Source organism: Caballeronia sp. S22 (assembly GCF_964261745.1).
Taxonomy (GTDB): domain Bacteria; phylum Pseudomonadota; class Gammaproteobacteria; order Burkholderiales; family Burkholderiaceae; genus Caballeronia; species Caballeronia jiangsuensis.
Genome location: NZ_OZ180036.1, coordinates 674376 through 698353, shown reverse-complemented (window position 1 = coordinate 698353; position 23978 = coordinate 674376). Strand labels below are relative to the sequence as shown.

General features: G+C 61.2%; 24 protein-coding genes. 9 read left to right on the top strand and 15 right to left on the bottom strand.

What is annotated here, in order from left to right:
- Positions 1-3: 3 nt before the first annotated feature.
- Genes ACEN42_RS18335 through ACEN42_RS18325 form a run of 3 tightly spaced genes read right to left on the bottom strand, consistent with a single transcriptional unit; the run spans position 4 to position 2591 of the window.
- Positions 4-591, bottom strand: coding sequence for a cytochrome b (locus tag ACEN42_RS18335; RefSeq protein WP_371882074.1), 588 nt, complete (start codon positions 589-591; stop codon positions 4-6).
- Positions 592-609: 18 nt separating this feature from the next.
- Positions 610-2283, bottom strand: coding sequence for a cation acetate symporter (locus ACEN42_RS18330; RefSeq protein WP_371882073.1), 1674 nt, complete (start codon positions 2281-2283; stop codon positions 610-612).
- Entirely contained in the window at positions 2280-2591 is a 312-nt protein-coding gene (locus tag ACEN42_RS18325; protein ID WP_187606278.1) for a DUF485 domain-containing protein, read from the bottom strand. The genes ACEN42_RS18330 and ACEN42_RS18325 overlap by 4 nt, the downstream gene beginning before the upstream one ends.
- 115 nt (positions 2592-2706) lie before the next feature.
- Here ACEN42_RS18325 and ACEN42_RS18320 point away from each other — a divergent pair, with 115 nt between their 5' ends.
- A complete protein-coding gene (locus ACEN42_RS18320) occupies positions 2707-2844 on the top strand; it encodes a hypothetical protein (protein WP_371882072.1) in 138 nt (45 codons plus the stop codon).
- A gap of 189 nt (positions 2845-3033) precedes the next feature.
- Entirely contained in the window at positions 3034-3531 is a 498-nt protein-coding gene (locus tag ACEN42_RS18315) for an H-NS family nucleoid-associated regulatory protein (RefSeq protein WP_371882071.1), read from the top strand.
- A gap of 64 nt (positions 3532-3595) precedes the next feature.
- On the opposite strand, the gene ACEN42_RS18310 is transcribed toward ACEN42_RS18315, so the two are convergent.
- The gene (locus ACEN42_RS18310; protein WP_250484674.1) at positions 3596-3997 is read right to left on the bottom strand and encodes a VOC family protein; all 402 of its coding nucleotides are present in this window, start codon (positions 3995-3997) and stop codon (positions 3596-3598) included.
- A gap of 160 nt (positions 3998-4157) precedes the next feature.
- Here ACEN42_RS18310 and ACEN42_RS18305 point away from each other — a divergent pair, with 160 nt between their 5' ends.
- Complete coding sequence (locus tag ACEN42_RS18305; protein ID WP_371882070.1) at positions 4158-5594, top strand: aldehyde dehydrogenase family protein; 1437 nt, start codon at positions 4158-4160, stop codon at positions 5592-5594.
- A gap of 48 nt (positions 5595-5642) precedes the next feature.
- Here ACEN42_RS18305 and ACEN42_RS18300 read toward each other — a convergent pair whose 3' ends face one another.
- The 4 genes from ACEN42_RS18300 to ACEN42_RS18285 form a co-directional block, all read right to left on the bottom strand.
- Positions 5643-6068, bottom strand: coding sequence for an organic hydroperoxide resistance protein (locus ACEN42_RS18300; protein WP_035501996.1), 426 nt, complete (start codon positions 6066-6068; stop codon positions 5643-5645).
- Positions 6069-6232: 164 nt separating this feature from the next.
- Positions 6233-8038 (bottom strand): alpha/beta fold hydrolase, encoded by a 1806-nt coding sequence (locus tag ACEN42_RS18295; protein WP_371882069.1) that lies wholly within the window; start codon positions 8036-8038, stop codon positions 6233-6235.
- 203 nt (positions 8039-8241) lie between these two features.
- Positions 8242-9240, bottom strand: coding sequence for a 2Fe-2S iron-sulfur cluster-binding protein (locus ACEN42_RS18290; protein ID WP_371882068.1), 999 nt, complete (start codon positions 9238-9240; stop codon positions 8242-8244).
- 66 nt (positions 9241-9306) lie between these two features.
- A complete protein-coding gene (locus ACEN42_RS18285; RefSeq protein ID WP_238213893.1) occupies positions 9307-10851 on the bottom strand; it encodes a Rieske 2Fe-2S domain-containing protein in 1545 nt (514 codons plus the stop codon).
- 222 nt (positions 10852-11073) lie between these two features.
- On the opposite strand from ACEN42_RS18285, the gene ACEN42_RS18280 reads away from it, so the two are divergent.
- Positions 11074-11766 carry a GntR family transcriptional regulator gene (locus ACEN42_RS18280; protein ID WP_371882067.1) on the top strand — a complete coding sequence of 231 codons (693 nt, stop codon included), beginning with the start codon at positions 11074-11076 and terminating at the stop codon, positions 11764-11766.
- 53 nt (positions 11767-11819) lie between these two features.
- Here ACEN42_RS18280 and ACEN42_RS18275 read toward each other — a convergent pair whose 3' ends face one another.
- On the bottom strand, positions 11820-13133 hold the full coding sequence (locus tag ACEN42_RS18275; protein WP_187606269.1) for an MFS transporter: 1314 nt from the start codon (positions 13131-13133) through the stop codon (positions 11820-11822).
- Positions 13134-13253: 120 nt separating this feature from the next.
- Here ACEN42_RS18275 and ACEN42_RS18270 point away from each other — a divergent pair, with 120 nt between their 5' ends.
- Complete coding sequence (locus tag ACEN42_RS18270; protein WP_371882066.1) at positions 13254-14165, top strand: LysR substrate-binding domain-containing protein; 912 nt, start codon at positions 13254-13256, stop codon at positions 14163-14165.
- Positions 14166-14171: 6 nt separating this feature from the next.
- Here ACEN42_RS18270 and ACEN42_RS18265 read toward each other — a convergent pair whose 3' ends face one another.
- The 3 genes from ACEN42_RS18265 to ACEN42_RS18255 form a co-directional block, all read right to left on the bottom strand.
- Complete coding sequence (locus tag ACEN42_RS18265; RefSeq protein ID WP_238291648.1) at positions 14172-14567, bottom strand: hypothetical protein; 396 nt, start codon at positions 14565-14567, stop codon at positions 14172-14174.
- Positions 14568-15540: 973 nt separating this feature from the next.
- Positions 15541-17076: an ATP-binding protein gene (locus ACEN42_RS18260; protein ID WP_371882065.1), complete on the bottom strand. Its 1536-nt coding sequence runs from the start codon at positions 17074-17076 to the stop codon at positions 15541-15543.
- Positions 17073-17804 (bottom strand): response regulator transcription factor, encoded by a 732-nt coding sequence (locus ACEN42_RS18255; RefSeq protein WP_371882064.1) that lies wholly within the window; start codon positions 17802-17804, stop codon positions 17073-17075. The genes ACEN42_RS18260 and ACEN42_RS18255 overlap by 4 nt, the downstream gene beginning before the upstream one ends.
- A 174-nt stretch (positions 17805-17978) precedes the next feature.
- On the opposite strand from ACEN42_RS18255, the gene msrB reads away from it, so the two are divergent.
- From msrB to msrA, 3 genes are read left to right on the top strand one after another with little or no spacing between them, the layout of a single operon-like run.
- Positions 17979-18494 carry a peptide-methionine (R)-S-oxide reductase MsrB gene (gene msrB / locus ACEN42_RS18250; RefSeq protein WP_371882063.1) on the top strand — a complete coding sequence of 172 codons (516 nt, stop codon included), beginning with the start codon at positions 17979-17981 and terminating at the stop codon, positions 18492-18494.
- 40 nt (positions 18495-18534) lie between these two features.
- Positions 18535-20343 (top strand): cytochrome c biogenesis protein DipZ, encoded by a 1809-nt coding sequence (locus ACEN42_RS18245; protein WP_371882062.1) that lies wholly within the window; start codon positions 18535-18537, stop codon positions 20341-20343.
- A 23-nt stretch (positions 20344-20366) separates the two neighbouring features.
- The gene (gene msrA / locus ACEN42_RS18240) at positions 20367-21080 is read left to right on the top strand and encodes a peptide-methionine (S)-S-oxide reductase MsrA (protein WP_371882061.1); all 714 of its coding nucleotides are present in this window, start codon (positions 20367-20369) and stop codon (positions 21078-21080) included.
- Here msrA and ACEN42_RS18235 read toward each other — a convergent pair.
- Complete coding sequence (locus ACEN42_RS18235) at positions 21044-22171, bottom strand: aminotransferase class I/II-fold pyridoxal phosphate-dependent enzyme (protein WP_371882060.1); 1128 nt, start codon at positions 22169-22171, stop codon at positions 21044-21046. The genes msrA and ACEN42_RS18235 overlap by 37 nt on opposite strands.
- A 94-nt stretch (positions 22172-22265) precedes the next feature.
- On the opposite strand from ACEN42_RS18235, the gene ACEN42_RS18230 reads away from it, so the two are divergent.
- Positions 22266-23159, top strand: a complete 894-nt coding sequence (locus ACEN42_RS18230; RefSeq protein WP_371882059.1) for a LysR family transcriptional regulator ArgP — start codon at positions 22266-22268, stop codon at positions 23157-23159.
- A gap of 3 nt (positions 23160-23162) precedes the next feature.
- Here the strand turns inward: ACEN42_RS18230 and ACEN42_RS18225 are convergent, their stop codons facing one another.
- Positions 23163-23540 carry a DUF427 domain-containing protein gene (locus tag ACEN42_RS18225; RefSeq protein ID WP_371882058.1) on the bottom strand — a complete coding sequence of 126 codons (378 nt, stop codon included), beginning with the start codon at positions 23538-23540 and terminating at the stop codon, positions 23163-23165.
- Between the two features lie 93 nt (positions 23541-23633).
- Positions 23634-23948, bottom strand: a complete 315-nt coding sequence (locus ACEN42_RS18220) for a DUF4148 domain-containing protein (RefSeq protein ID WP_371882057.1) — start codon at positions 23946-23948, stop codon at positions 23634-23636.
- Positions 23949-23978 lie beyond the last annotated feature (30 nt).

Here is a 23978-nt window from a genome sequence, read left to right as displayed (position 1 = left end):
GGTTCAAAGCTCCACATGCTTGCCAAGCATTCGTTTGAGGGAATCGTTTTTCAACACGAAATGATTTTTGAAAGCACCGAACATATGAAGGGCGAGCCCGCACAGGAATGCGCCCGCGCCGATATCGAAGAGCACGCTGAAAACATGCGCGGCGGCTGCATGCGGGCTCATGAGCGGCGGCACGGTGAATCCGCCCGGTAACCCGATCGGCACGCCCGCGCTCGATTTCCCGAGCCACGCGGCGATTGGCAGCAGCACCATCGCCAAAGCCAGCGCGACGGCAACCGAGCGGCTCGCGATCACTTCCACGGGATTGGGCGTGCCGACGGGCAACGGATGCCACGACGTGATGCGCGCCCAGAACCGATAGACCGATAGCGGAAACAACAGCGTCCCGCACAGATTGACGAATTGCGCGGACTCGCTTGCAGGCTCGACCAGCCCGACGATTTTCGATGCGATGATCGACAGCACGAGCAATGCGATCATCCAGTGAAGCGCGATCGTGATCGGCGAAAACCCGAGGCCGTTATCTCTGAACTTGAAACGTATCGGTTGTGCCGATGTGACATCTTGCTGAACGTGGCTCATGGCAACTCCTTTCGAGGATCAATGACTCACCGCGCCCGACGCGCCGATTCCGGTTTGAGCACGAACGAACTGGTCGTGAAATCTTTGTCGTTCTTCGTTGGCCTGCGCACGGCGGTCCGTGACCGAGCCCAGCCACATGAAAAAGAACGCGATGCTCATCGAAATGATCGCCGGGTAGTCGTAAGGGAAGACCGGCGCCGCGTGCCCCAGCACCTTGACCCACACGGCGGGCGATAACACGACGAGCGAAATCGCACTCACGAGCCCGGCGATTCCGCCGATCAGCGCGCCACGCGTGGTCAGTCCTTTCCAGTAGATAGCAAGCGTCAGCACAGGGAAATTGACGGAAGCCGCGATGCTGAACGTCAGGGCGACGAGAAACGCCACGTTCTGATCCTTGAAGGCCATGCCAAGCACAATGGCGACGAATGCAATGCCTATCGACGCCACGCGCGAAACGCGCTTTTCGCTTTCCGGGGTGGCCTGGTTCTTCTTATAGACCATTGCATAGAGATCGTGAGAGATCGCGGACGTGCCCGCCATCGTGAGGCCGGCGACGACTGCGAGAATCGTCGCGAATGCGACGGCGGATAGAAAGCCGAGTGCCGGATCGCCGCCGAGCGCCTTCGCGAGATGCATCACGGGCATGTTGGAACCGCCGATCAGTTTCCCGCCGACGACACCGCCCTCATAGAAGAGCGGATTGCGTCCGACGATCGCGATCGACGCCACGCCGAGCAACGCGACCACGAGAAAGAAATAGCCGATGAAGCCCGTCGCGACGAATACCGACTTGCGCGCCTCCTTCGCATCGCGCACGGTAAAGAAGCGCATGAGGATATGAGGCAATCCCGACGTGCCGAATACGAGACCGACCGACAACGAAAGCATGGCGAACGGATCGGCGACGAGCTTGCTCGGCAGCATGATGCCGATGCCGTTCTTGTGCGTTTTGATCGCCTGCTCGAACATCGTATCGAGCGAGAAACCAAATTGCCGAAGCGCCAGGAATGCAAGCAATGTCGCGCCAAAGATCATCAGCACAGCCTTGATGATCTGGACCCACGTCGTCGCCACCATGCCGCCGAACGTGACATAGATAGCCATCAACGCACCGACGATCACGATCGCCTGGTCATAACTTAGGCCGAAAAGAAGTTGAATGAGCTGCCCTGCCCCGACCATCTGAACCACGAGATAGAAACAGACGACGGTGAGTGAGCCGAATGCTGTCATCGTCCGGATTCTTCGCTGATCGAGGCGGAATGACGCGATGTCGGCGATGGTGACCTGCCCGAGATTTCTGATCCTTTCCGCGAACAGAAACATCAAGAGCGGCCATGCGACGAAGAAGCTCACCGCGTAAATCATGCCGTCATAGCCGTTGAAGAAAATCATGCTCGTGAGACCGAGCAGTGCCGCCGCCGACATGTAATCGCCCGCAAGCGCGAGACCGTTCTGAAAGCCGGTGATCGTTCCTCCGGCGTTATAGAAATCCTTCATGGAACGCGTCTTCGATGCAGACCAGCACGTTATAGCGAGCGTTGCAACGACGAAAACGAGAAACATTGAAATTGCCGTGAAATTGAGCGGCTGCCTTTGCACGTGACCGATCGTTTCGGGTGCGGCGAGAGCGGATTGCGTGGCGCATGCGCTCAGCAAGCCTATGCCCTTGGGGACGCGACGATTCATTGCGCGCCTCCGTTCAGGATCTCGTTGGTGAGCGCGTCGAATTCTCCGTTCGCGCGATGGATGTAAAGACCCGTGAGGAGCCACGTTCCTGCAATGAGCAATACGCCGATCGTCCAGCCGGTCGTGATGACGCTCGCGCCAAACATCTTTGCCGAGAGCAGTTTCGGCGCGAACCCGGCCACCAGAACGAAGGCGTAGTAAGGCACCAGCGTGCCGAGCGTCAGGCGCGCAACGAATCTGCGGCGACGGGAAACGAGCCGTTTAAAGGCGGGCGTCAGCCAGAGTTCCTGGCTGGAAAGCGAGGTCATCACAGTGTCTCCTATCTTCAGAACGTTATGTCGCATGTCCGGCGGATACCGGGTGCGTTTTTCTGCTGTTATCGACAAGATAGGTGCCGGGCATGCTCATGTAAAATGATGATTGATGATCTCACGCATCACTTCTGATGAAGTCCGCCGGTTTGACAGGATCGCAGACGAACCGAGTGACCTGTTGATCATTGCGATCGTTTGCTCGATCCTCGGCATTGCACTCAAAGAACTCGAAGGGCTGGCGCTTTAAAGAAAGGTATTGAAAGCAGCTTTGTGATTTCTTGACTGGAAAGCAATGAAATTCGCAATGTGTGTCGCGCCACTTATCCCCTAAAGCGCGTTTGGCGAATCTGATTTGCCATGTATTAACACGAATCTCCTCTAGCGCGTCGCGCATGTACGTGGCATAGTTCAAATAACAATCTATTAGAGGTAAATCATGTCAACGCTAGAAAGTATTCAGGCACGTATCGAAGCACTTCAAGCGAAAGCCGATGCGCTCGTCGCCAGAGAATCCGAAAGCGTACTGCGAAAGATTCATGAATTGATGTCGAGCCACGGATTGACCATCTCGGACATCGAAAAGTATTCGGGTACTCGCAAGAAACCAGGTCGATCGCCCGCGGCAAAAAAGCAAAGCACCGTTGCTTATCAGGATCCGAAAACCGGCGCGACCTGGAGCGGCCGTGGACGCGCACCCGGCTGGATCGCCAATGCCAAGGACCGCAGCAAGTTCGCGGTGGGCGCGAGTGCGCCAGCAAAGAAGGCTAAAGGAAAGGCGCAAGCTACGGCCAAGCGCAACGGAAAGGGTCAACCGCGCGGTCCTCAACCCGCGCTTTATCGCGATCCGCAATCAGGCGCAACGTGGAGCGGTCGCGGGCGCGCACCCGCATGGCTCGCGTCCATCGAAGACCGCACGCCATTTTTGATCGCCTGACAGTGAATCCGCAAACGGCGGAGTTCGTTGACGACTCCGCCGTTCGCTTGCAGTCGTGTCTGATTCAAGCGCGGGGATCGAAATCGAATTCGATCCGAATACCGCCCGGTTCGTAAATCATCATATGGCGTTTCGGCCCTGCTCCTAGCTGTTCCGGCGCGAATTCAACCGTCACGCCAGGCCACGCCGACACGCGTTCGAGAATTGTCGCGAGCGCGGCTTCATCCGCTGCGCGCAACGCCAGATGATGAAGCCCGATATTCTTTCGCCGGTCGAATGCTATCGGCGCCGCTTCGTCTTTCACCTGCCATAGCGTAACCAGCAACTTTCCGTCCGATACGAACACGGCCGGATAGTCAGGCCGCTCGCCGGCGATCTGCCAGCCGAGACATTGAACGAAGAAGTCTCGCGTCGCGTCGAGATTACGCACGGTGAGTCCTACGTGATCGATTCCAGATGTCAGCATCGTTTCCTCCGCATGTCGGACATGTGAAGCGTGACGGCACGCTTCGTTCGATTCCGTTCGCATGCTATCTCATTCCGCAGAACCTGCTCGCCTGCACGTACTGCATTTAAGCGGTAATCTGACTGATATATCGACAACGCGTCCCGACAGGAGAGCGTTCATGCTGAAGTCAACTTACCCGTATTACCTCGCCAACGAGCCGGTTGCCGCCAATACCGATCTGGCGGTGACCGACAAGTTCAGCGGTGAAGTCGCGACGCGCGTCGCGCTCGCCGATGCAGAAGCCATCGACAAGGCGATCGGCCTCGCAGTCGCCGCGATGCCCGAGATGCGCGCCTTTCCTCCGTTCAAACGACAGGCCGTACTGGAGCATTGCGTGAAGCGCTTTCGCGAGCGAGCCGATGAAATGGCGATGGCCTTGTGCATCGAAGCCGGCAAGCCTATCAACGATTCGCGCGGCGAAGTCACGCGTCTCATCGATACGTTCAAAGTCGCGGCGGAAGAGTCGGTTCGCATCGACGGGGAAATACTGAATCTGGAAATCTCGCCGCGCGCCAAGGGTTATCACGGCTATGTAAAACGCGTGCCGATTGGCCCTTGTTCCTTCATTTCGCCTTTCAATTTTCCTTTGAATCTTGCCGCGCACAAGGTCGCGCCTGCGATCGCCGCCGGCGTACCGTTCGTCATGAAGCCCGCGAGCCGCACGCCTATCGGTGCGTTGATCATCGCTGAAGTGCTCGCGGAAACGGATCTTCCCAAAGGCGCATTTTCGATACTGCCGGCCCATCGCGACGGCGCCGATTTGTTTACGACCGACGAGCGCTTCAAGCTCCTCTCCTTTACCGGTTCGCCCGCGGTAGGCTGGGATCTGAAGGCTAAAGCAGGCAAGAAGAAAGTCATTCTGGAACTCGGCGGAAATGCCGCCGCGATCGTCGATAGCGATCAGGGCGGCAAGCTCGACTATGTCGTCGACCGGCTCGCGTTCGGCGCTTTTTATCAATCCGGGCAAAGCTGCATTGGGGTGCAGCGAATTCTGGTGCACGCGTCGCTATACGAGGCGTTGCGTGAACGGCTGATCGTGAAAACAAAGTCGCTCAGAATGGGTGATCCCAAGGACGAGAAAACCTTCGTCGGACCGATGATTTCCGAGTCGGAATCGAAGCGGCTCGCCGGCTGGATGGAAAGCGCGGTGGCGGCAGGCGCGAAAATCATCGCGGGCGGCAAGGTGGAAGGCGCGATGTTCGAAGCGACGCTTCTGGAAAATGTCGGACGAGATTCGGATCTTTATCGCAAGGAAGCGTTCGGGCCTGTTGCGATCCTCGAAAAGTTCGATGATTTCAAGGACGCACTCAATACCGTCAACGACAGCGATTTTGGCTTGCAGGCGGGCATTTTTACGGATTCGCTCGCGCATGCGCACGAGGCCTGGGACTCGCTCGAAGTTGGCGGCGTCGTGATCAACGATGTGCCTTCTTTCCGTGTCGATAACATGCCTTATGGCGGCGTGAAAGATTCGGGCCTCGGCCGGGAAGGCATTCGCTATGCGATCGAGGACATGACCGAAACGCGACTGATGGTAATGCGCGAAACATGGTGACCTGCGTTCGAGCGTCCGTTCAGAAGAACGCTCGAACGCGCGATATGCTTATGCCAGCGTCAATTTGACATCGATGTTATTGCGCGTCGCGTTCGAATAAGGACACACGATGTGTGCCTTGTCGACCAGCGCCTGCGCCTCGCTGCGATCCATGCCCGGCAGCGAGATCTTCAGTTCGACTTCGATGCCGAAGCCGTTCGGGATTTGTCCAATTCCCACGCTGCCGTCTACCGCCACGTCTTTCGGCAGCGTGATCTTGTCGCGCGCGGCGACAAACTTGATCGCGCCAATGAAACACGCGCTATAACCCGCGGCGAAGAGTTGCTCGGGATTCGTGCCATCGCCGCCGCCGCCGCCGAGTTCTTTCGGCGTCGTCAGCCTGAGATCCAGATTGCTTTCGGGCACGGTTGCGCGGCCATCGCGTCCGCCGGTGACATGAGCATGCGCACGGTATAGAACCTTTTCAATCGACATCGCCAGACTCCTGTGCATTGTGTTGAGCGGCTCGCGCGACGCCATTGCGCCGTTCGAACGCCGCTGACATGGATTCCCGATGGGACACTGCCCGCGAAGGGGCGGGTTCCAGTATCGAAGGATACCCAAGACGGGGCGAACTCGCTGACGCGCAGTGCCGCGAATCACAGCACGACGGGTTCCCTGCGCGGGAGAGCCGGATCGGCGACGGGTGAATTCGATTCCTTCGCGATGCGCTCGCACAGCGCGACGACCTGCGTCGAACCGGCGGTCATGAAGAGCGAATGATCGAGATTCGGATATACGATCATGCGGACCGATGGATAACGCGACAGTCGCGCGCCCTGCTTGCCGAAGTGCGCGGCAATCAAATCCATGCCCGCATCGTAGGCGCCATAGACGAACACCGCCTTCACGCCTTTCGCATCGAGCGCGCGCATGACCGCACCGGGCTCGGTCGCGAGTTCGGGCGGCGTCTGGCTCAGGCGATCGAGCCTCAGAACATCGACGATACGTGAACGCACGCGCGTCATCGCATAGCCGAGCATAAAGCGCAGTACGCGCGTCAATTGCTTTTCGCCGCGCAGGATAGCTTTCCATTTCTGCGGATCGAGCATGGAGAACGCATAACCCGCCATCGAATTGCGCGTCGACTGACGCAGGCCATCGGGCGTGATGTCCGCTGGCCGCTTGAACGTCGGCAAATTCACCGTGACGACACCGTTGATCGCTTTTTCGACGACCGCCGCCTTGAGCGCGTGATATGCGCCGGAGCAGACGCCGAACGCGAAGATCGACTTATAGCCTTGCCGCGCGAGCCAGCGTGCCGCGGCCGCGGTGTCGTCGGTGGCGATCTGGTTGTAGATGCGCCCGAATACCGTATCCGATTGCACCTCGCCGGGCGCGGCCGGGCTATCGCCGCGACCGCGCGCATCGAAACGCAGCGATGCCACGCCGCGTCGTGCAAGCTCGCGCGCAATGCGTACCGATAACCTGCTATCGCCCACACGCGCGCTCGCCGATGTATTCGCGATCAGATAGACCGCCCCGCGCGACGAGCCCGTGCGCGGCTCGCACAAGATGCCGAAAAGCCCTTCGTCGCCGATACGCACCGGACGTTCGATCGCCTCGGGCGTGTCGATCCGCAGCGCAGGCCAGCCATCGGCATCGACCGTGGAAGCCGCTTGCGAAAGCGGCGCAGCGCTGCCCGCGATCCACGCAACGATCTCGGCGAAAGCGGCGCGCGGCAATGCGTTGAAGGCGGTTTCCTGAATGAATCCGGTCAAGTCCTCGAACGGGCGGGCCTCCGCTTCGACGCCCTTGTCAGCGAGGGCGTCGCGCAACGGATCCTTGCCGCCGGTCTTGACGTTCATGATCAAGGCACGACGTGCAGGCGCCGATGTTGCGCCGTTCAGACTCGCGACGAGATCGATCGCCTTCAGCGAGTCGGCGAACGCCTTGTTATAGACCTGGCCAAGCACGTTGAGGGATACATCGTCTTGCTGCATTTCGCGCAAAGGCGGTGCAAGCAATTCGAGCCATGTCTTGCGCACGATGCCCAGCTCGCGCATATATACGCGGCCGCTCGCAACGGGCGCGAGCAGCACGAGTTCGTCGACGGGATGTCGCAATGCCGCAGCAAGCGCGAATGCCGCGCCGACGCGAAAACCGCACAACGTAATATGTTCGATGCCCGCGGACGTCCTGAACCAGTCGACCGCCGCGTTGATATCTTCCACCGACGATTCGAATTGATCGGGTGCGAGATCGGCGCCCGCCGAATCGCCCGTGCCTCGGTAGTCGAAGCGCAACACCCAGATGCCGCGCGCGGCCAATGCGTCCGCGAGATGGCGCATGCCGCTGTATGTCCATACGTATTCGTGGCCATACGTGTTGCAGAGCACCACGCCACGTGTGCCACTTCCCGGATGCAGCCATCCGAGGCGGTTCCCGAATACAACCGGTCTCATTCGATCTCATCCTCGTGTCGAGGTATCGAGACGATTATATTAAGCGGCTCCTGCGTAACGCTGTCTGGCAGGGCGAATATGTGCAAACGAACTATGTCTTGGCGCGAAAGGCATAGCCTGTGTTTGCTGCCGCTCATTGCGCTTCAAAAGATTTGCCGGCATGAGGTCGAGTTGACCGACTTCGTCTCGGTCCATTCAGTTGATCAGAGATCGAGAACGAGCAGCTTGCTCGTCGCACGCGATACACATGCGGTGAGAAATTCGGCCTTCTCTTCGTCGCTCATGATGCAGTCGTTGTGCTCGACCTCGCCCTGCAGATAGCGCACCTTGCACGTTCCACACAGGCCTGCGCAGCATGACGTCTCCATCGCCACGCCCGCCCCGGCCAGCGCTTCGGCAATGCTCTCGTCTTTTGTGACTTCGATCTCCTGTCCCGTACTCGCGATACGCACGATGAAGCTATCGCTTGCATCGTTGGCGGCCTGCTCGCCGGGAGCGCGTTCAGGCGCTTTGAAGTGTTCGAAGTGCACGGTGCCCGTCGGCCAATGCTGCGCCGCATCCGCGCACGCTTTCATGAAGCCGCCCGGACCGCAGTAGTAGACGTGTTCGCCTTCGCGCGGGGTGTTCAGCAGATCGCGGATATCGAGACCCGCCGAAGGATCGCCGCCATCGAAGTGAAAATGCAGGCGTCCACTCGCGCGCATCGGCTCGAATTCCTCGGCAAACGCGGCGCTGCGCGCATCTTTCGCGCAGTAGTGCATTTCGTAATCGATACCCGCGTCGTCGAGTTCATGCGCCATCGCCTTCAATGGCGTGACGCCGATGCCGCCCGCTATCAACAACACGCGGCGCGCGCCGTCGACGAGATGAAAGTTATTGCGAGGCCGGCTCACGCGCACGATATGCTGCACGCGCAATTGATCATGAAGCGCCTTCGATCCGCCGCGTCCGCGCTCATCGCGCAATACTGCAATCACATAGCGATGTCGTTCACGCGGCGCATTGCTGATCGAATACTGCCGCACGACGCCGTCCGCGAGATGAATGTCGATATGCGCGCCCGCCGTGAAAGACGGCAATTGCGCGCCTTCAGGATCGACGAGTTCATATGAATTGATGCCCCGGCCTTCGAACCGGACCTGACGCACGAGCAGTTTCAAAGTGTGCTCATGCGCATCAGTTGAGATGGGTTGTGTCGACATGATCGTATTTCCTCGAATCGATGATCCGGCATCGCGAGCGCGCCATGCGCCCGCGCGTTGCCCGCGTTATTGCTTCATCGATTGCTCGAGTTCCTCGAAGCGCTCGCGTACGAATGCGGCGCGCGCCTCGCCCTTGAACTGCTCGCTTTCCGCGAGGATCGCGACGATCTGCTTCGTCACCTTGCGGCGGCGCACCACTTCTTCCTCGACGGTTTCGCCTTCGGGAATCTCGAACACATTGCCGGAGCAGAAGCTGTTCGGCGCGCCCGCGTTCTCGCGAAACCATTCCGCGAAATTTTGCGCGGATGCGGCCGGGTTCGAGCCGCGCAATGCATCGCGCAGCATCTTGCGAAACACGAAGACACCGGCATCGAATTTCGTCGGATTTTCCAGTGCATGCACCGCGATCGGCCGCTGACTGATGATCGCCTCGTAGTCGCCGGGCGCGTACTGGGCCTGCTTGTAGTTCGCGCGCTCGCGATGATTCGACGGAATCGGCACGATGTCCTCGATCGTGTGATCGCCGAAGCGCTCGGGACGGCGCATCGCGACCTGGCCGTCGAGAAAGTCGATCGATTCGTAACCCACCAGTTCCTTCTTGCCGACGCCGCGCGTATCGATGCCCGGACCCATCACGCGCCAGCCGATCATCTTGCTGTTTTCATCGTCGACAGGAACCGTCCAGCGAATGATATGGAAGCGGCTGAAGAGCTTTTTCTTCGAGCCGTCTTCCGACGTATAAGCGTGCAGGCTCAGATTCGGCAGCACCTGATGCTGAACGCGAATGAACAAACGGTCCTTGTTGACGCGGCGCGCACCCGCGCACGCGAGGCTGCGGCCTTGCTGGACCGGCTGAAAGTGCATGTCGGGTGCCACTTCCATCGACGCTGCGCCGACTTCATCGAATGTCGTGCCCTGGAATTGCCCTTTCACCACGTTCTTTGCGGCATGTAATGCGGTCGGATGAAAGTTATCGGCGGCGTTGTCCTGTACTTGCAGCCAGTTGCAATGCTGAAAGTTGCTATAGGGCACGAGCTCGTCGCCGGGCATCACCGTGTAATCGCCTTCCCACTCGGGAAACGGCGGCTCGTTCTCCGGCGGCCCCATATATGCGAACACGAGACCGTGCCGCTCGACCGCCTTATACGCGCCCTGACGAATGGAACACGCGTATTTTTCGGCCTCCTTCTCCTCGCCTTTCGGAAAAGGCACATGCAGGCATGCGCCGTCCACGTCGAACACCATGCCGTGATAGCAGCACATGATGCCGCGCTCCTGAATCGCGCCGTATTCGAGCGACGCCCCGCGATGCGCGCAATGCGCATGCAGCAGGCCGACGCGCCCGCTGCCGTCGCGGAACGCCACCAGTTCTTCGTTGAGGATCTTGAGAAAGCGCGGTGTGTCGGTCAGTTCGATCGACATGCAGACCGGATGCCAGAAGGCGCGCATGTACTCGCCCATCGGCGTGCCCGGTCCGGTTTCCGTCAGTTCCGGATCGTGGCCCGGCACCTTGTTCACGTAGTAACCGCCATACGGCACCAGCTTCTTGACTGTCGCGGCCGGGCCGCCGCTGCTCTTCTGTCCTTCCAGCTTGTCCGATTTGATGGTCATGGGAGATCCTGTTTCGAGTGGGGTTGAATGAATTGATGCCTGAGTCCCGTATTTCGGTTACAGAACTCCGAACTCTGTATACAAAGATTAGCGACGCGAAGCAGCCTTGTCTCTATGGGTAAACCTGAATGCGATCACGTGCTGCAACGATGCGCGTTGACGCGCCGCACTGGCGCGCTGTAACCTTGCCGTATTCTGTATCCAGAAATTACGGCCGATATCATGCCCGCCAAACTTCTCAAGCTTCAGGCTCGCACCGACTACGTAGACGAGGTCTATAAGGTCCTGCTCGACGCCATCAGCTCCGGTTCGCTCGCGCCCGGCACGCGCATCACGCAGGAAGAGATCGCCGAGCAGCTCGCCGTCTCGCGTTCCCCCGTTCTTCAGGCGCTGCGTCTTTTAAAGAAAGACGGCCTCGTCGTCGATGCACCCGGGCGCGGTCTGCTCGTGACCCCGCTCGATCCCGCGTGGATCAGTCATCTCTATGAGATTCGCGGCGCACTCGATTCGCTCGCCGCGCGTCTTGCCGCCGAACGCGGTGCGAAGATCGACAAATCGATCATCGCCAACGGCCGGCGCGCGTCGAAGAGCGACGACGTGAAAGCGATGATCGACGCCGACATGGCCTTCCACAACGCGATCTATACGGCGTCGGGCAATCCTTTGATCGCCGAGACCGCGCAGACGCACTGGGTCCATCTGCGCCGCGTGATGGGCGCCGTGCTGCAGGCTTCGGGACAACGCAAATCGATCTGGGACGAGCACGCGGCCATCGCGACCGCCATCTCCGAAGGCGACGGACAACGCGCCGCCGAACTCACCGATCTGCATACCGCGAACGCGCGCAAGAATCTCGTCGAACGGCTTGGCCTCGTGCTGAGCGAACAGCGCGACCGGGAAGCGGGCGCCACGTGATGACAGACCAACGGCCCCGCTTTCACGGAGCCGTCCTTCCCTGCGCGCGTTCTTCAATCGTTGCGGCGGCGGCTGTTCACGAGCGCGGCCGGCACAGCGAACACGAGCAGACTGCCGATCACGCAGCTCGCCGCGAGACCCAGCACGCCGCTGCCGGTCGAGCCCGAATGCGTTTGAATCACGCCGATGACCCACGGACTCACGACGCCCGAGATGCTGCCGACGGAATTCGCGAGCGCCAGGCCCGCAGCCGCCGCGCCGCCGCTGAGAATCGCGGGAGGCAGGACCCAAAACTGCGAGATGGTCGTGACGACGCCCATCGTCGCGAGCGTGAGGCCGATCATGCCGAAGAGCGTCGAGTGCGCATAGACCACGCTCAGATACAGTCCGATCGCCCCGACGAAACCCGCGCCCGCCAGATGCCAGCGGCGCTCGCCATGTTTGTCGGAGCTATGGCCGACCGCGAGCATCGCAATCGCGCCCGCTGCATAGGGAATCGCCGCGAGCAAGCCGATATTGAGCGGATCGGTGACGCCGCTCGCCTTCACGAGCGTCGGCAGCCAGAAGCTCACGCCATAGAGGCCCATCGTGAAGAAGAAGTAAGTCACGGAGAGCAACAGCACCTTCGGATGCAGCAGGCCGTCGCGCACGGAATGCAGCGCATGGGCGGGCTTTTCGTCGCGCAGATTGGCTTCGAGCATGGCCTTTTGCGAATCGCTGAGCCACTTCGCATCGGCCACCTTGTCGTCGAGATAGAAGTACGCCACCACGCCGAAGATCGCTGTCGGAATGCCTTCGAGCAGGAAGAGCCATTGCCACCCCGCTATGCCGTGCGCGCCGCTCATATGCGTCATGATCCAGCCCGACAGCGGACCGCCGACCACGCCGGACATCGGAATGCCTGTCATGAAAAGTGCCGTGACCTTGCTTCTGCGCGACGCGGGAAACCAGTACGTGAGATAAAGCAGGATCGCGGGAATGAAGCCCGCCTCGGCAACGCCGAGCAGAAAACGCATGATATAGAAGCTCGTCGGCGTGGTGACGAACATCATGCCCGCCGAGATGACGCCCCATGTCACCATGATGCGCGCGATCCAGCGCCGCGCGCCCACGCGCAACAGAATAAGATTGCTCGGCACTTCGAACAGCAGATAACCGACGAAGAACACGCCCGCGCCCGCGCCATAGACGGCCTCGCTGAAATGCAGGTCGTTGAGCATCTGCAGCTTGGCAAAGCTCACGTTGATGCGATCGAGATACGCGCAGAGATAACACACGAAAAGAAATGGCAGCAGACGCCATGTCACCTTCGCATACGTGGACGACTCGTCGCCCGTCAGATACGCAACCGGACTGTGGGAACTCATGCTCTGTCTCCTGGTTATGTGATGCGTCTTGATCGCTCACATGTTCGTCACCTCGCACCCGAAAGACAAACGATGCCTGTTCATAGAACCATGACGAGGGCTCATGCATAAGGTGTTTCCATGAGGCGCATCCCTAACTTCGTCCTCCTACGCGCGTTCGAAGCCGCCGCGCGGCTCGAAAGCTTCACGCTTGCCGCAAGCGAGCTTCATCTCACGCAATCGGCGATCAGCCATCAGGTGAAGGAACTCGAACAGTATTTCGGCAGGCCGCTTTTTCATCGGCGCAACCGGCGTGTGGAGACGACATCCGAAGGCCGGCGCCTGCATGAGAGCCTCGGACGTGTGTTCGATGTGATCGAAGCCGCATGCGCCGAAGTGACGCTCGATCCGCTCGCGCAAGTGCTCGCCGTTCACTGCGCGCCGAGCTTCGCGGTGAAATGGCTCGGGCCGCGTCTGCCTGAATTCATACAGATGCATCCGAACGTGACGATCCGTTTGTCATCGGATGCGGAGCCCGCCGATCTCGCCCGCGCGCGTGAGGTCGATGTCGCCATCTCGTATGGCTTTGCGCATGATCGCCCCGGTGTCGTCTCGCGCGCGTTGGGCACGGAGCGCATCATCCCGATGTGTTCGCCTTCGCTGTTGAAGGACGACGTGCCGGCCGCGGAACAGATCGCGAGGATGACGCTGATCGACTCGCAATTGAGCCGCGTGACATGGCCGGGATGGTTCGCGCTCAACGGCCTCGAAATGCCGCGCGGGCCGCGCCCTTCGTTCGACCGTGCGGCGCTCGCGATATCGGCGGCGGTGGATGGCATGGGCGTCGCGCTGGAAACGACGCGCCTCGCCGAGCGCGAGCTTGCGCGCGGCGATCTGATCGAGCTCGGCGCGGGTGTGTTCGCGCCGCTCGCCAAGGAGACGCACTTTCTTTCCTATCGCGTCAAGGAACGCGAAGTCGAGAAAGTGAAATGCTTCTGCGACTGGGTGCTGGCGCAGGCCGGCCTCGGAAAAGCGGACGAGGCCGAAGCATGATTCCGGCTACGCCGCCTGCCTGGCCCTTTCCTCCTCCACGGTACGTGCATGGGCATACACGCGATCGCGTTCGCGCGCGACGAGCGTACGCTTGCGCGCGAGGGTCTGCCGTTGATATTTCGGATCGCCCATCTGCATCACATATTCCCCATGACGATAACGCAGATAGCGCTGGAAGAACTCCGCGCCCGGCAGGCCGTTGTCGAGCGCCATGAGCACGCCGTAGTCGAGATTGCTTACATCGCCGAGCGTCTTGATCGCCGATTCGAGCGCGGCATAGCGCTGGGGCAAAGGCACGCTCTTGTCGCATTGCGCATGAAAACGCTGATAGGTCAGCACGTGCCCGTGCGATGCACAACGCCATAACGCTTTCGCAAGCCGTTGACTGAGTTCCGTTTCCACATGTCCTCCCGCATTGTGCGCGGATCGTATGCGTGCGACATTCCACCGTCACTAAAAATCGATGACGGTAACCGGTTGCCTGGAAATCACCTGCGACGCCAAGAGATATGCGCGACGCTCGCCACTGCGCGACGTCGCTTCGTGTGCATCTTTATAAATGTGTTGCACGACGCAGCTACGCTAAAGCACACTGTCTTTGAAACTTCGGCTAAATTCGTTTTATAAAACGAAGCGTTTTATTTCCCGCGCTAAAAGAAACAGCGCAAGTAGCCAAGAATGCGAAATACGTTAAACGTCGATGCTTATCAGATATTGAGCAATGCACTGCGACGTCCCGCACGAGGCCACACGGCGGCCTGCGCAGCAGTGGACTGACGAAATACACTGGTACGGGCAATACAATAGCAAGCGCCAATCTTGGGCGCTTTACTCATAATTGGCCTCGATGGGCCCTATTGAATCCCACGCCACAGCGCCGTACTTTTGACCGAAAGCTCACGTGGCGGCTGTGACCCGATTACATGCTAGCAAACATATTGCGGGAAACCAAGGAAAGTTTCCGCATGGAAGAACGCCGCGCTTTTTCACGTGGCTGTCATTCGGCGTAGTTTCGAGCCTGGCGTATTCGCAATGCGGCGGCAAGCAACGCTAAAGAAACGATTAAGCCGCTTTAGTGAACGCACTTAAGCGAATGCGCAACGATTGTCTTGTCTTGCCTGGCTCCCGGATGCACGACCCCACGCAAGGCACAGTCCTTAAGACTGGTTTAAGGCTATGAGCCTAAAACGTCTCACATGACGCCGACAGCATTGCGGTTCGATACCGCTGCCTTGCAGCCCGCTGCGAATCGGCTTTCACTCGAACGTCCACGCGGATGGTCAGACCGGGCAACGCCGCACGCGCATTCCAACGGCGCGATCAGGCGCAGGCGATGACCATCCCATTCAGCCCGGCAGGAATGTCGGGCTTTTTTTTATCCGCGCCATCCGTGAGCGTGCGGCGCGCCGTCGCCGGTCTGCGCGACCGCGGCGGGCAAGTCGAAGCGAAACGTCGTGCCCGCACCTTCCGTATCGATCATGCGAATCTGGCTGCCGTGCAGTTGCAGCATGCGTTGCACGATGAGCAAGCCGAGCCCGCCACGATGCGCGCCACCTGAAGCGAACGGACGCTGGAACAACGCTTCCCGCATTGCGGGCGGAATGCCTGTGCCTGTGTCGCTGACCGTGACTTCGACGCGACCGGCATGCTCGCGCCCATGTGCCAGCGTCACGTCCACCGTGCCTTGCGCGGGCGTGTGACGAATCGCGTTGTCGAGCAGATTCGTGAGCACGCGTTCAATCATGCCGAGATCCGCCACGACGCTCGGCAAGCGCGGCGCGATCTGCGCATTCAGGTGCACGCCTCGTGACTGCGCGGACAACTCGAACTTCTCGAAGACGTCCTGCACGAGATCGGTCAGCGAGAACGGCTCGGCTTCCGGCGCGACCATGCCGTGTTCGAGCTTCGCGAGCTCGAACAACGACTGCGCGAGATGACCGACCTTCGCGCTCTGTGCAAGCGCGATCGACAGATAACGGCGCCGGTCGGTATCGGGAAGCGTGTCCGATTTGAGCGACAGCGTTTCCAGATAGCCATGCAGCGACGACAGCGGCGTGCGCAGATCATGCGAGATATTCGCGACCATCTCGCGACGCTCGCGATCCTGTCGTCCAAGCGCGCGCCATTGCTCGCCGATGCGCTCGGCCATCTGCGCAAACGCGCTTTCGAGCACGACGATCTCGTCGCGTTCGTTCTCGCGCACGTCGGCTGCGCTCGCTCGCTGCATCGACGGCAATGGCGGTTCTGTGGGCGCGCCGCGCGCGTCGAATTTGCGCATCGCTTCGGTGAGCCGTCGCAGCGGCCGCGTGACGAGCCCGAACGCGACCACGCCCGCGACGAGCCCGAGCAAGGTGACAAGGCCCATCGATGCGAGCGTGGTGCGCAGCACCGCGCTCGCCGATGCCTTCGCCGCGAGTGCGTCATGCTCCTCGCCGAGCAGCACCACATAGACATAACCGAACGGCGGTTTGCCGGGCGCGGCGAGCGGCGCGGCGCTGAACACCTTGCGCTTGTCGTCGCTGCGCGGATCGTCGCCCAGGATCGGCAACGGAGCGCCATCGAGAAATTGACGCACCGGCGCGAGATCGACGCGATCGCGCTTCACGTGCCCAGGCGGCGCATCGTCTGCGCGCACGCGGCCCGTGTCATCGAGCAGATAGACCTCGACGCTCGGATTCACCACCATCAGCTGACTGAAGAGACGGCGCACGGTGGGCGCGTCGAAATCGTTCACATCGGCGAGCGCGCCGTCATGGGCGATGTGCGCCGCGAGCCCGCGCGAGAGGCTCTGGATGACCTCCTTCTCGCGCAGATCGCTCGCGCGGATCTGCAGCCACGCCGACGCGCCACAGCACGCGAGCAGCAGCACGCAAAACACCGCGAAGAGCCGTTGAGACAGCGTGAGCTTCACGGCGCGGCGTCCTTGCCTTCGGGCGACGACGCCGCGAGCTTGTAGCCGTGGCCCCATACCGTGAGAATGCGCTTCGGATCGGCGGCATCCTTCTCCACTTTCGCGCGCAGCCGGTTGATGTGCGTGTTGACGGTGTGCTCGTAGCCTTCATGCCGATAGCCCCACACCGCATTGAGCAGATCCATGCGCGAGAACACCTTGCCCGGATGACGCGCGAAGTGATACAGCAGGTCGAATTCGCGCGGCGTGAGCTCGATGCGCGCGCCATCGACCCATGCTTCGCGCGCGAGCGGATCGATCGCGATGCCCGCGACCTCGATGCACCCCGTGTCGAGCCGCGAGTCCTTCGCCACCGCATCGACGCGCCGCAGCAACGCCTTCACGCGCGCGATGAGTTCGAGCACCGAGAACGGCTTCGCGAGATAGTCGTCCGCGCCGAGTTCGAGACCGAGTATGCGATGCACCTCGCTCGAACGCGCGCTCGTGATGATGATCGGCGTGTAGCGCGTCATCGCCCGCGCGCGGCGGCAGATTTCGAGGCCATCGACGCCGGGCAGCATCAGATCGAGAATCAGCGCGTCCCAGCCGCCCTGCTCCAGCAGGCGCAAGCCTTCGGCGCCATCGGCGCTATGCACGACTTCGTAGCGCTCGTCGCGCAGGTTGAGACTCAGCACATCGGCGATATGCATGTCGTCTTCGACGATCAGAATGCGTTTCGGATGATCCATGAGCGAGTGTCGGATGATGCTCGCCCTATCCATAGAAGAAATGGACGGGCGTCTGTGCCATTGTGCAGAAAAGCGCGCGCCGAAGTATCACATTTAATTTAACTTTCGGTGAGGACTCGGGGATGCGCGCGCGACTACGATGCAGGCATTCCACTCGAAAACGAGGCACGCATCATGCAAACCCGCCGCCGCTTTCTCCTGACGGGCACCGCGGCCGCCGCCGCCGCGTTCGCGCTGGGCGGACGCCTGCGCGCGCTTGCGGCCGGTTCCGGGCCGCAAGCGCCGTCGCAGGAACGCTTCGAAATCGTCCATAGCGAGGACGAATGGCGCCGCCTGCTGAATCCGGTGCAGTTCGACGTGTTGCGGCGCGAGGGCACCGAGCGGCCGTACACCAGCCCGCTGAACGACGAGCATCGCGCGGGCACGTTCGGTTGCGCGGGCTGCCAGCTGGCGCTGTTCTCGTCGAGCACCAAGTTCGACAGTCACACGGGTTGGCCGAGCTTCTGGGCGCCGCTCGATCATGCGGTCGCGACGCGCATCGACGGCTCGTTCGGCGTCGAGCGCACGGAAGTGCATTGCCGGCGCTGCGGCGGCCATCTGGGCCACGTTTTCGACGACGGACCGAAGCCCACGGGCCTGCGCTACTGCATGAACGGCGTCGCGATGAATTTCATGCCGGGCGCGGCCTGAACCGCGTTCACACCACGATCAACCTCGACCCGACATCATCATGTTGCTTATCGTCCTTGCCTATCTCGGCGGCGCGCTGACGATTCTCAGTCCGTGCATCCTGCCCGTGCTTCCTTTCGTGTTCTCGCGCGCGGACCAGCCGTTCGTGAAGAGCGGCCTGCCTCTGCTCGCGGGCATGGGCCTGACGTTCGCCGTGGTCGCGACGCTCGCGGCCGTGGGCGGCGGCTGGGTCACGCAGGCCAATCAATACGGCCGCTGGGCCGCGATCGTCCTGCTCGCGGTGTTCGGCCTCACGCTGCTCCTGCCGAGCGTCGCCGAGCGCGTGATGCATCCGCTCGTCAGCGCGGGCAATCGCCTTACCGCCTTCGCGCAGCGCGGCGACGGCAAGCCGAGCTTTGGCGGATCGTTCGTGCTGGGCATCGCGACGGGCCTGCTGTGGGCGCCGTGCGCGGGCCCGATCCTGGGCCTCGTGCTGACGGGCGCTGCGCTCAACGGCGCGAGCGCCGGCACCACGCTGCTGCTGCTCGCCTACGCGGCCGGTGCGGCGACCTCGCTTGCGGTAGCGCTGCTGATCGGCGGACGCGTGTTCGCCGCGATGAAGCGCTCGCTGGGCGCGGGCGAATGGGTGCGGCGCGGCATCGGCGCGGCGATGCTGCTCGGCGTCGTCGCGATCGCGCTCGGACTCGACACCGGCGTGCTCGCTCGCGTATCGACGGTGGCGACCTCCGGTATCGAACAACAACTCGTCGACAAGCTCTCGAATAAAAACAATGGCGCGATGATGATGTCCGCGAAGCCCGCGAACAATGGCGCGATGATGCGCGCGAGCACCGAGCCGCCGAAGTCGGCCAACCCCGCGCCATTGCCCGTCGAAGGCACGCTTCCGTCGCTCGACGGCGCAGTGCAATGGCTCAACTCGCCGCCGCTCACGAAGGAAGCGTTGCGTGGCAAGGTCGTGCTCGTCGATGTATGGACGTACTCGTGCATCAACTGTCTGCGCACGCTGCCGTATGTGAAGACCTGGGCGCAGAAGTACCGCGATCAGGGACTCGTCGTGATCGGCGTGCACGCGCCGGAGTTCGCATTCGAGCGTAACGTCGACAACGTGAAGCAGGCGATTCACGATCTCGGCATCGACTATCCTGTCGCCATCGACAATAACTTTGCGATCTGGCGCGCGCTGAACAATCAATACTGGCCGGCGCACTATTTCATCGATGCGCAGGGCAATATCCGCTATCACCACTTCGGCGAAGGCGACTATGCGCACTCCGAGCATGTGATCCAGCAACTGCTCGCCGAAGCGGGCCACGGCGCTGCGCCTTCCATGTCGATGACGTCGAAGAGCGGCGACGATGCCATCGGCGAAGGCGCGATGATGCAGGCCGACAACACGGACATGCGTTCGCCGGAGACATATATCGGCTACGAGCGCGCGGAGCAGTTCATGTCGCCGGGCGGCGAAACGCGCGATCGCCTCCACGACTATGCCGCGCCGAAAGCGCTCGACGTCAATGACTGGGGACTCGCGGGTCCGTGGAAAGTGGGCGCGGAACATGCGACGCTCGAAGGCACGAAGGGCCGCATCGTCTATCGCTTTCATGCGCGCGACCTGCATCTCGTGCTCGGACCGTCGAAGGACGGCAAGCCTGTGCGCTTTCGCGTGAGCATCGATGGTGCAGCGCCGGGCGCTTCACACGGCAGCGACGTGCAGGCCGACGGAAGCGGCACCGTGACCGAACAGCGGCTTTATCAACTCGTGCGTCAGACGGGCACCGTCGCGGATCGCACGTTCACGATCGAATTTCTCGACCCCGGGGTCGAAGCGTACGCGTTCACGTTCGGTTGAACGAGACTCATCGAGGAGCAAAGATGTTCAAGACCACCAGCAAAACGTTCAAGGCCGCGAGCGTGGCCGTGCTGTTCGCGGGCGCGTTCGCATTGCAGCGCGTCGCGCATTCGAGCGAGGCCGCCGTGAAGATTCCGCCGCCCGCGCACGACGAAACCGCGGGCGCGGTGCATACGGAAACCGCCGTGTTCGCGGGCGGTTGCTTCTGGGGCGTGCAAGGCGTGTTTCAGCACGTGCGCGGCGTGAAGGAAGTGATGTCGGGTTATGCGGGCGGCGCGGCCGACACCGCGCAATACGATCGCGTCAGCGAAGGCGACACGGGTCACGCGGAATCGGTGCGCATCACCTACGATCCGGCGCAGGTCTCTTATGGCAAGCTCTTGCAGATCTTCTTCTCCGTCGCACACAACCCGACGGAGCTGAACTATCAAGGCCCGGATCACGGCACGCAATATCGTTCGGCGGTATTTCCGACGAATGCGGCGCAGCGCGAGATCGCCGATGCGTATATCGCGCAACTCGACAAGGCCCACGTGTACAGCGGCAAGATCGTCACGAAGGTCGAGGACTACAAGGGCTTTTATCCGGCCGAAGGCTATCACCAGAACTACCTGACGGAGCATCCGGAAAGCCCGTATATCGCGATCAACGATCTGCCGAAAGTCGCGAATCTGAAACAGATGTATCCGGCCGCGTATCGTCAGGATGCGGTGCTCGTGGCGGTCGCTTCCAGATAAGCATCGAGAAGCCCGACGACCTCGGGCATGTTGCGTCGGCCGAAACCCAGCCGCACATGCGCGTCGCCGTGATCGATGAGCGTCGAAGGCAGTAGCAGCACGCCGGTGCGTTCGAGCAGTTCGGCACAGAACTGTACGGCGTGCCCGCGTTTCAGACGCACGAAGCCGATGGTGCCCGCGCGCGGACGATGCCATTCGAAGCGATCCGCGTGACGTGCGAAGAAATCGTCGAGCACGCGCAGATTGGCGCGCACGATCGACACATTGCGTTCGATAAGCGCATCGGTATGGCGCACCGCGATCGCCGAGAGATACTCGCTCGGCGCGCTATTGCTGATGGTGAGATAGTCCTTGAACGTACTCATGCGTTCGAGCACCTGCGCGCTCTTCGTCGCGATCCAGCCGAGGCGAAGCCCCGCGAGCCCATGCGTCTTCGAAAGCGCGCCGAGCGAAATCGCGCGCTCGTACACATCGCACGCAGCGGGCAGGCGATCGGCGGGATCGTGCTCCAGACCGCGATACACCTCGTCGCTGAAGAGCCACAGCCCATGCTTGCGCGCGAACGCGACGATCGCATCGAACATCTCGCGCGACGGCAGATAGCCGGTCGGATTGTGCGGCGCGCAGATCACGAGCGCGCGCGTGGCGGGTGTGACGAGCTTGTCGAGTTCCTCAGGATCGAGCGTCCAGCCCGCCTCCTCGCGCGCTTTCCATGGCGACACGCTCACGCCCATCGCCTCGGCCACCGAATAGTGCGACTGATAGCCCGGCATATGCACGATCATGTGATCGCCCGGCGCGAGCATCGTGCGCATGAACGAATAGATGGCTTCCTGCGCGCCTGTGTGCACGATGATGTCGTCCGCGTCGATGTGCTCGTACAGCGTCGCGAGCTCGCGTCGCAGCGCAGGCGCGCCGGGATACTCGGTATAGCCGAGCCACGTATCGCGCAAGCCGTCGATCGCACCGGGTTCGTACGCGAGCAATTCGCCGATCGACATCGATTCGGGATCGGAACTGCATAGCAAGTGGCGCGCGGTGAATTCATGTCGCGCGAAATAACGTTCGAGTTTGAAGGGATTCGGTTGCATGGCGTCGCTTGATCGGGATCGAAGAAAGCCGTAGTCTGCGCTTTGAACGTGCATTCAAACAGCTAAACTTTCTAATTTCGATTAAGGAACGCTAATGCTCGACTACGCTCTGCTCGATGCGTTGCTCGCCGTCGTGCGCACGGGATCTTTCGAGCGCGCGGCGCGCGATCTCAACGTCACGCCGTCAGCGGTGTCGCAGCGTGTGAAACTGCTGGAAGAGCGCGTCGGCAGCCTGCTCGTCAAGCGCGGTCAGCCGTGCGAGGCGACGGCTTCGGGCGCGCTGCTGTGTCGCCATACCGAACGGGTGCAATTGCTCGAGGCGGAACTCGGCGGACGCATGCCGGCCTTGCCGGGCGCGCCGAGCGAGCGGCGCGCGAAGCTGCGGATCGCGGTGAACGACGACAGCATGAGCACCTGGTTCATCGACGCGGCGGCGGACTTCTGTATCGAGCGCGAACTGATGCTGGATCTCGTCGTTGACGATCAGGATCACACCGCGCAACGCATTCGCGAAGGCGACGTGCAAGGCGCCATCACCACGCAGGCCGAACCCGTACCTGGCTGGCGCTCGGTGAAACTCGGGCGCACGCGATATCGCGCCGTGTGCTCGCCCGCGTTTTTCGCGCGTTATTTCGCTGACGGACTGACACGTGACGCGCTGCGTCGAGCGCCATGCGTCAACTTCAACGAGAAGGATGAATTGCAGAAACGCTTCGTCAAGCGTGTAAGCCGCGCGGATATCGAGCCGCCCGCGCATGTCGTGCCGCATGGCGAAGGCTTCGTGCGCGCATGCACGTCCGGGCTTGCGTGGGGTATGTGTCCGCAACGGCTCGTCGCGGCGCAACTCGACAGCGGCGCGCTCGTGGAAGTGTCGCCCGGCGCGCGCCTGGATGTTGACCTCTACTGGCAGAGCTGGCGTCTGTCGGTCGGCTGGCTCGACGACTTCAGCGCGATGCTCAAGCACCGCGCCAAAACCTTGCTCGATTGAGTGTCAGGCGTCGCGCGTTTCGAATGAATCGACGCGATCTCTATAAAACGCCAGATGATCCTTTATCGATGCAACCGCGTCGTATGGCGTCTCATAGGACCACACTGCATTGGCGGCTTTTTGTCCACCCGACGGGATGCTGTAATAGCTGCATTCGCCTTTGTAAGGGCAGTATGTCGTGTGCGACGTGCGTTCGAGTTTTGTCATGTCCACGTCTTCGCGCGGGACATAGAGCACCTCCTGATACGATGCCTCGCGCAAGGATAGCGCCCTGGTCGTATCGACGATGACATGCGCGCCCGCCTTCACGATCACGTGCAACGGACTGGGTTGGACCGTGATCGGATGATCGGGGCCGGGAATCTTGACGGCTTTATCCATGAGTGTCTTCCTGCGCATGAACGCGATAGGGCGAATGGAAGAACCGATGGTAGCGCCGTTGCGCCGAACGCGCACAACCCGGCCGCGTCATCATCAACGGCCAAAATAAACTGGCTTTGTGCTGTCGTCATTCAGGGGCGGCATCATGTTGCGCGTGCCTGAAGCCGATCTGCCCGCCGCTGTCCCGCCGTATGCACCGTTCTGGCGCGATACGCGGCTCTCGGCGGCCTGAATATCCGATGGATACGAAGTCTGGTCCGAGCGCGACGGATCATAGCCGGCGGCTTCAACCTGCCGCAGATCCTGCTTCACCTGATCGCGCGTAAGCGACGAATCGGTTTGCGCGAAAGAGAGCGCCGGCGCCACCACTACAGCGGCGACGGCCACGGCCTTGACGAACGATTTCATGGTGAACCTCCGGTGTGTTGGGCTACGCAC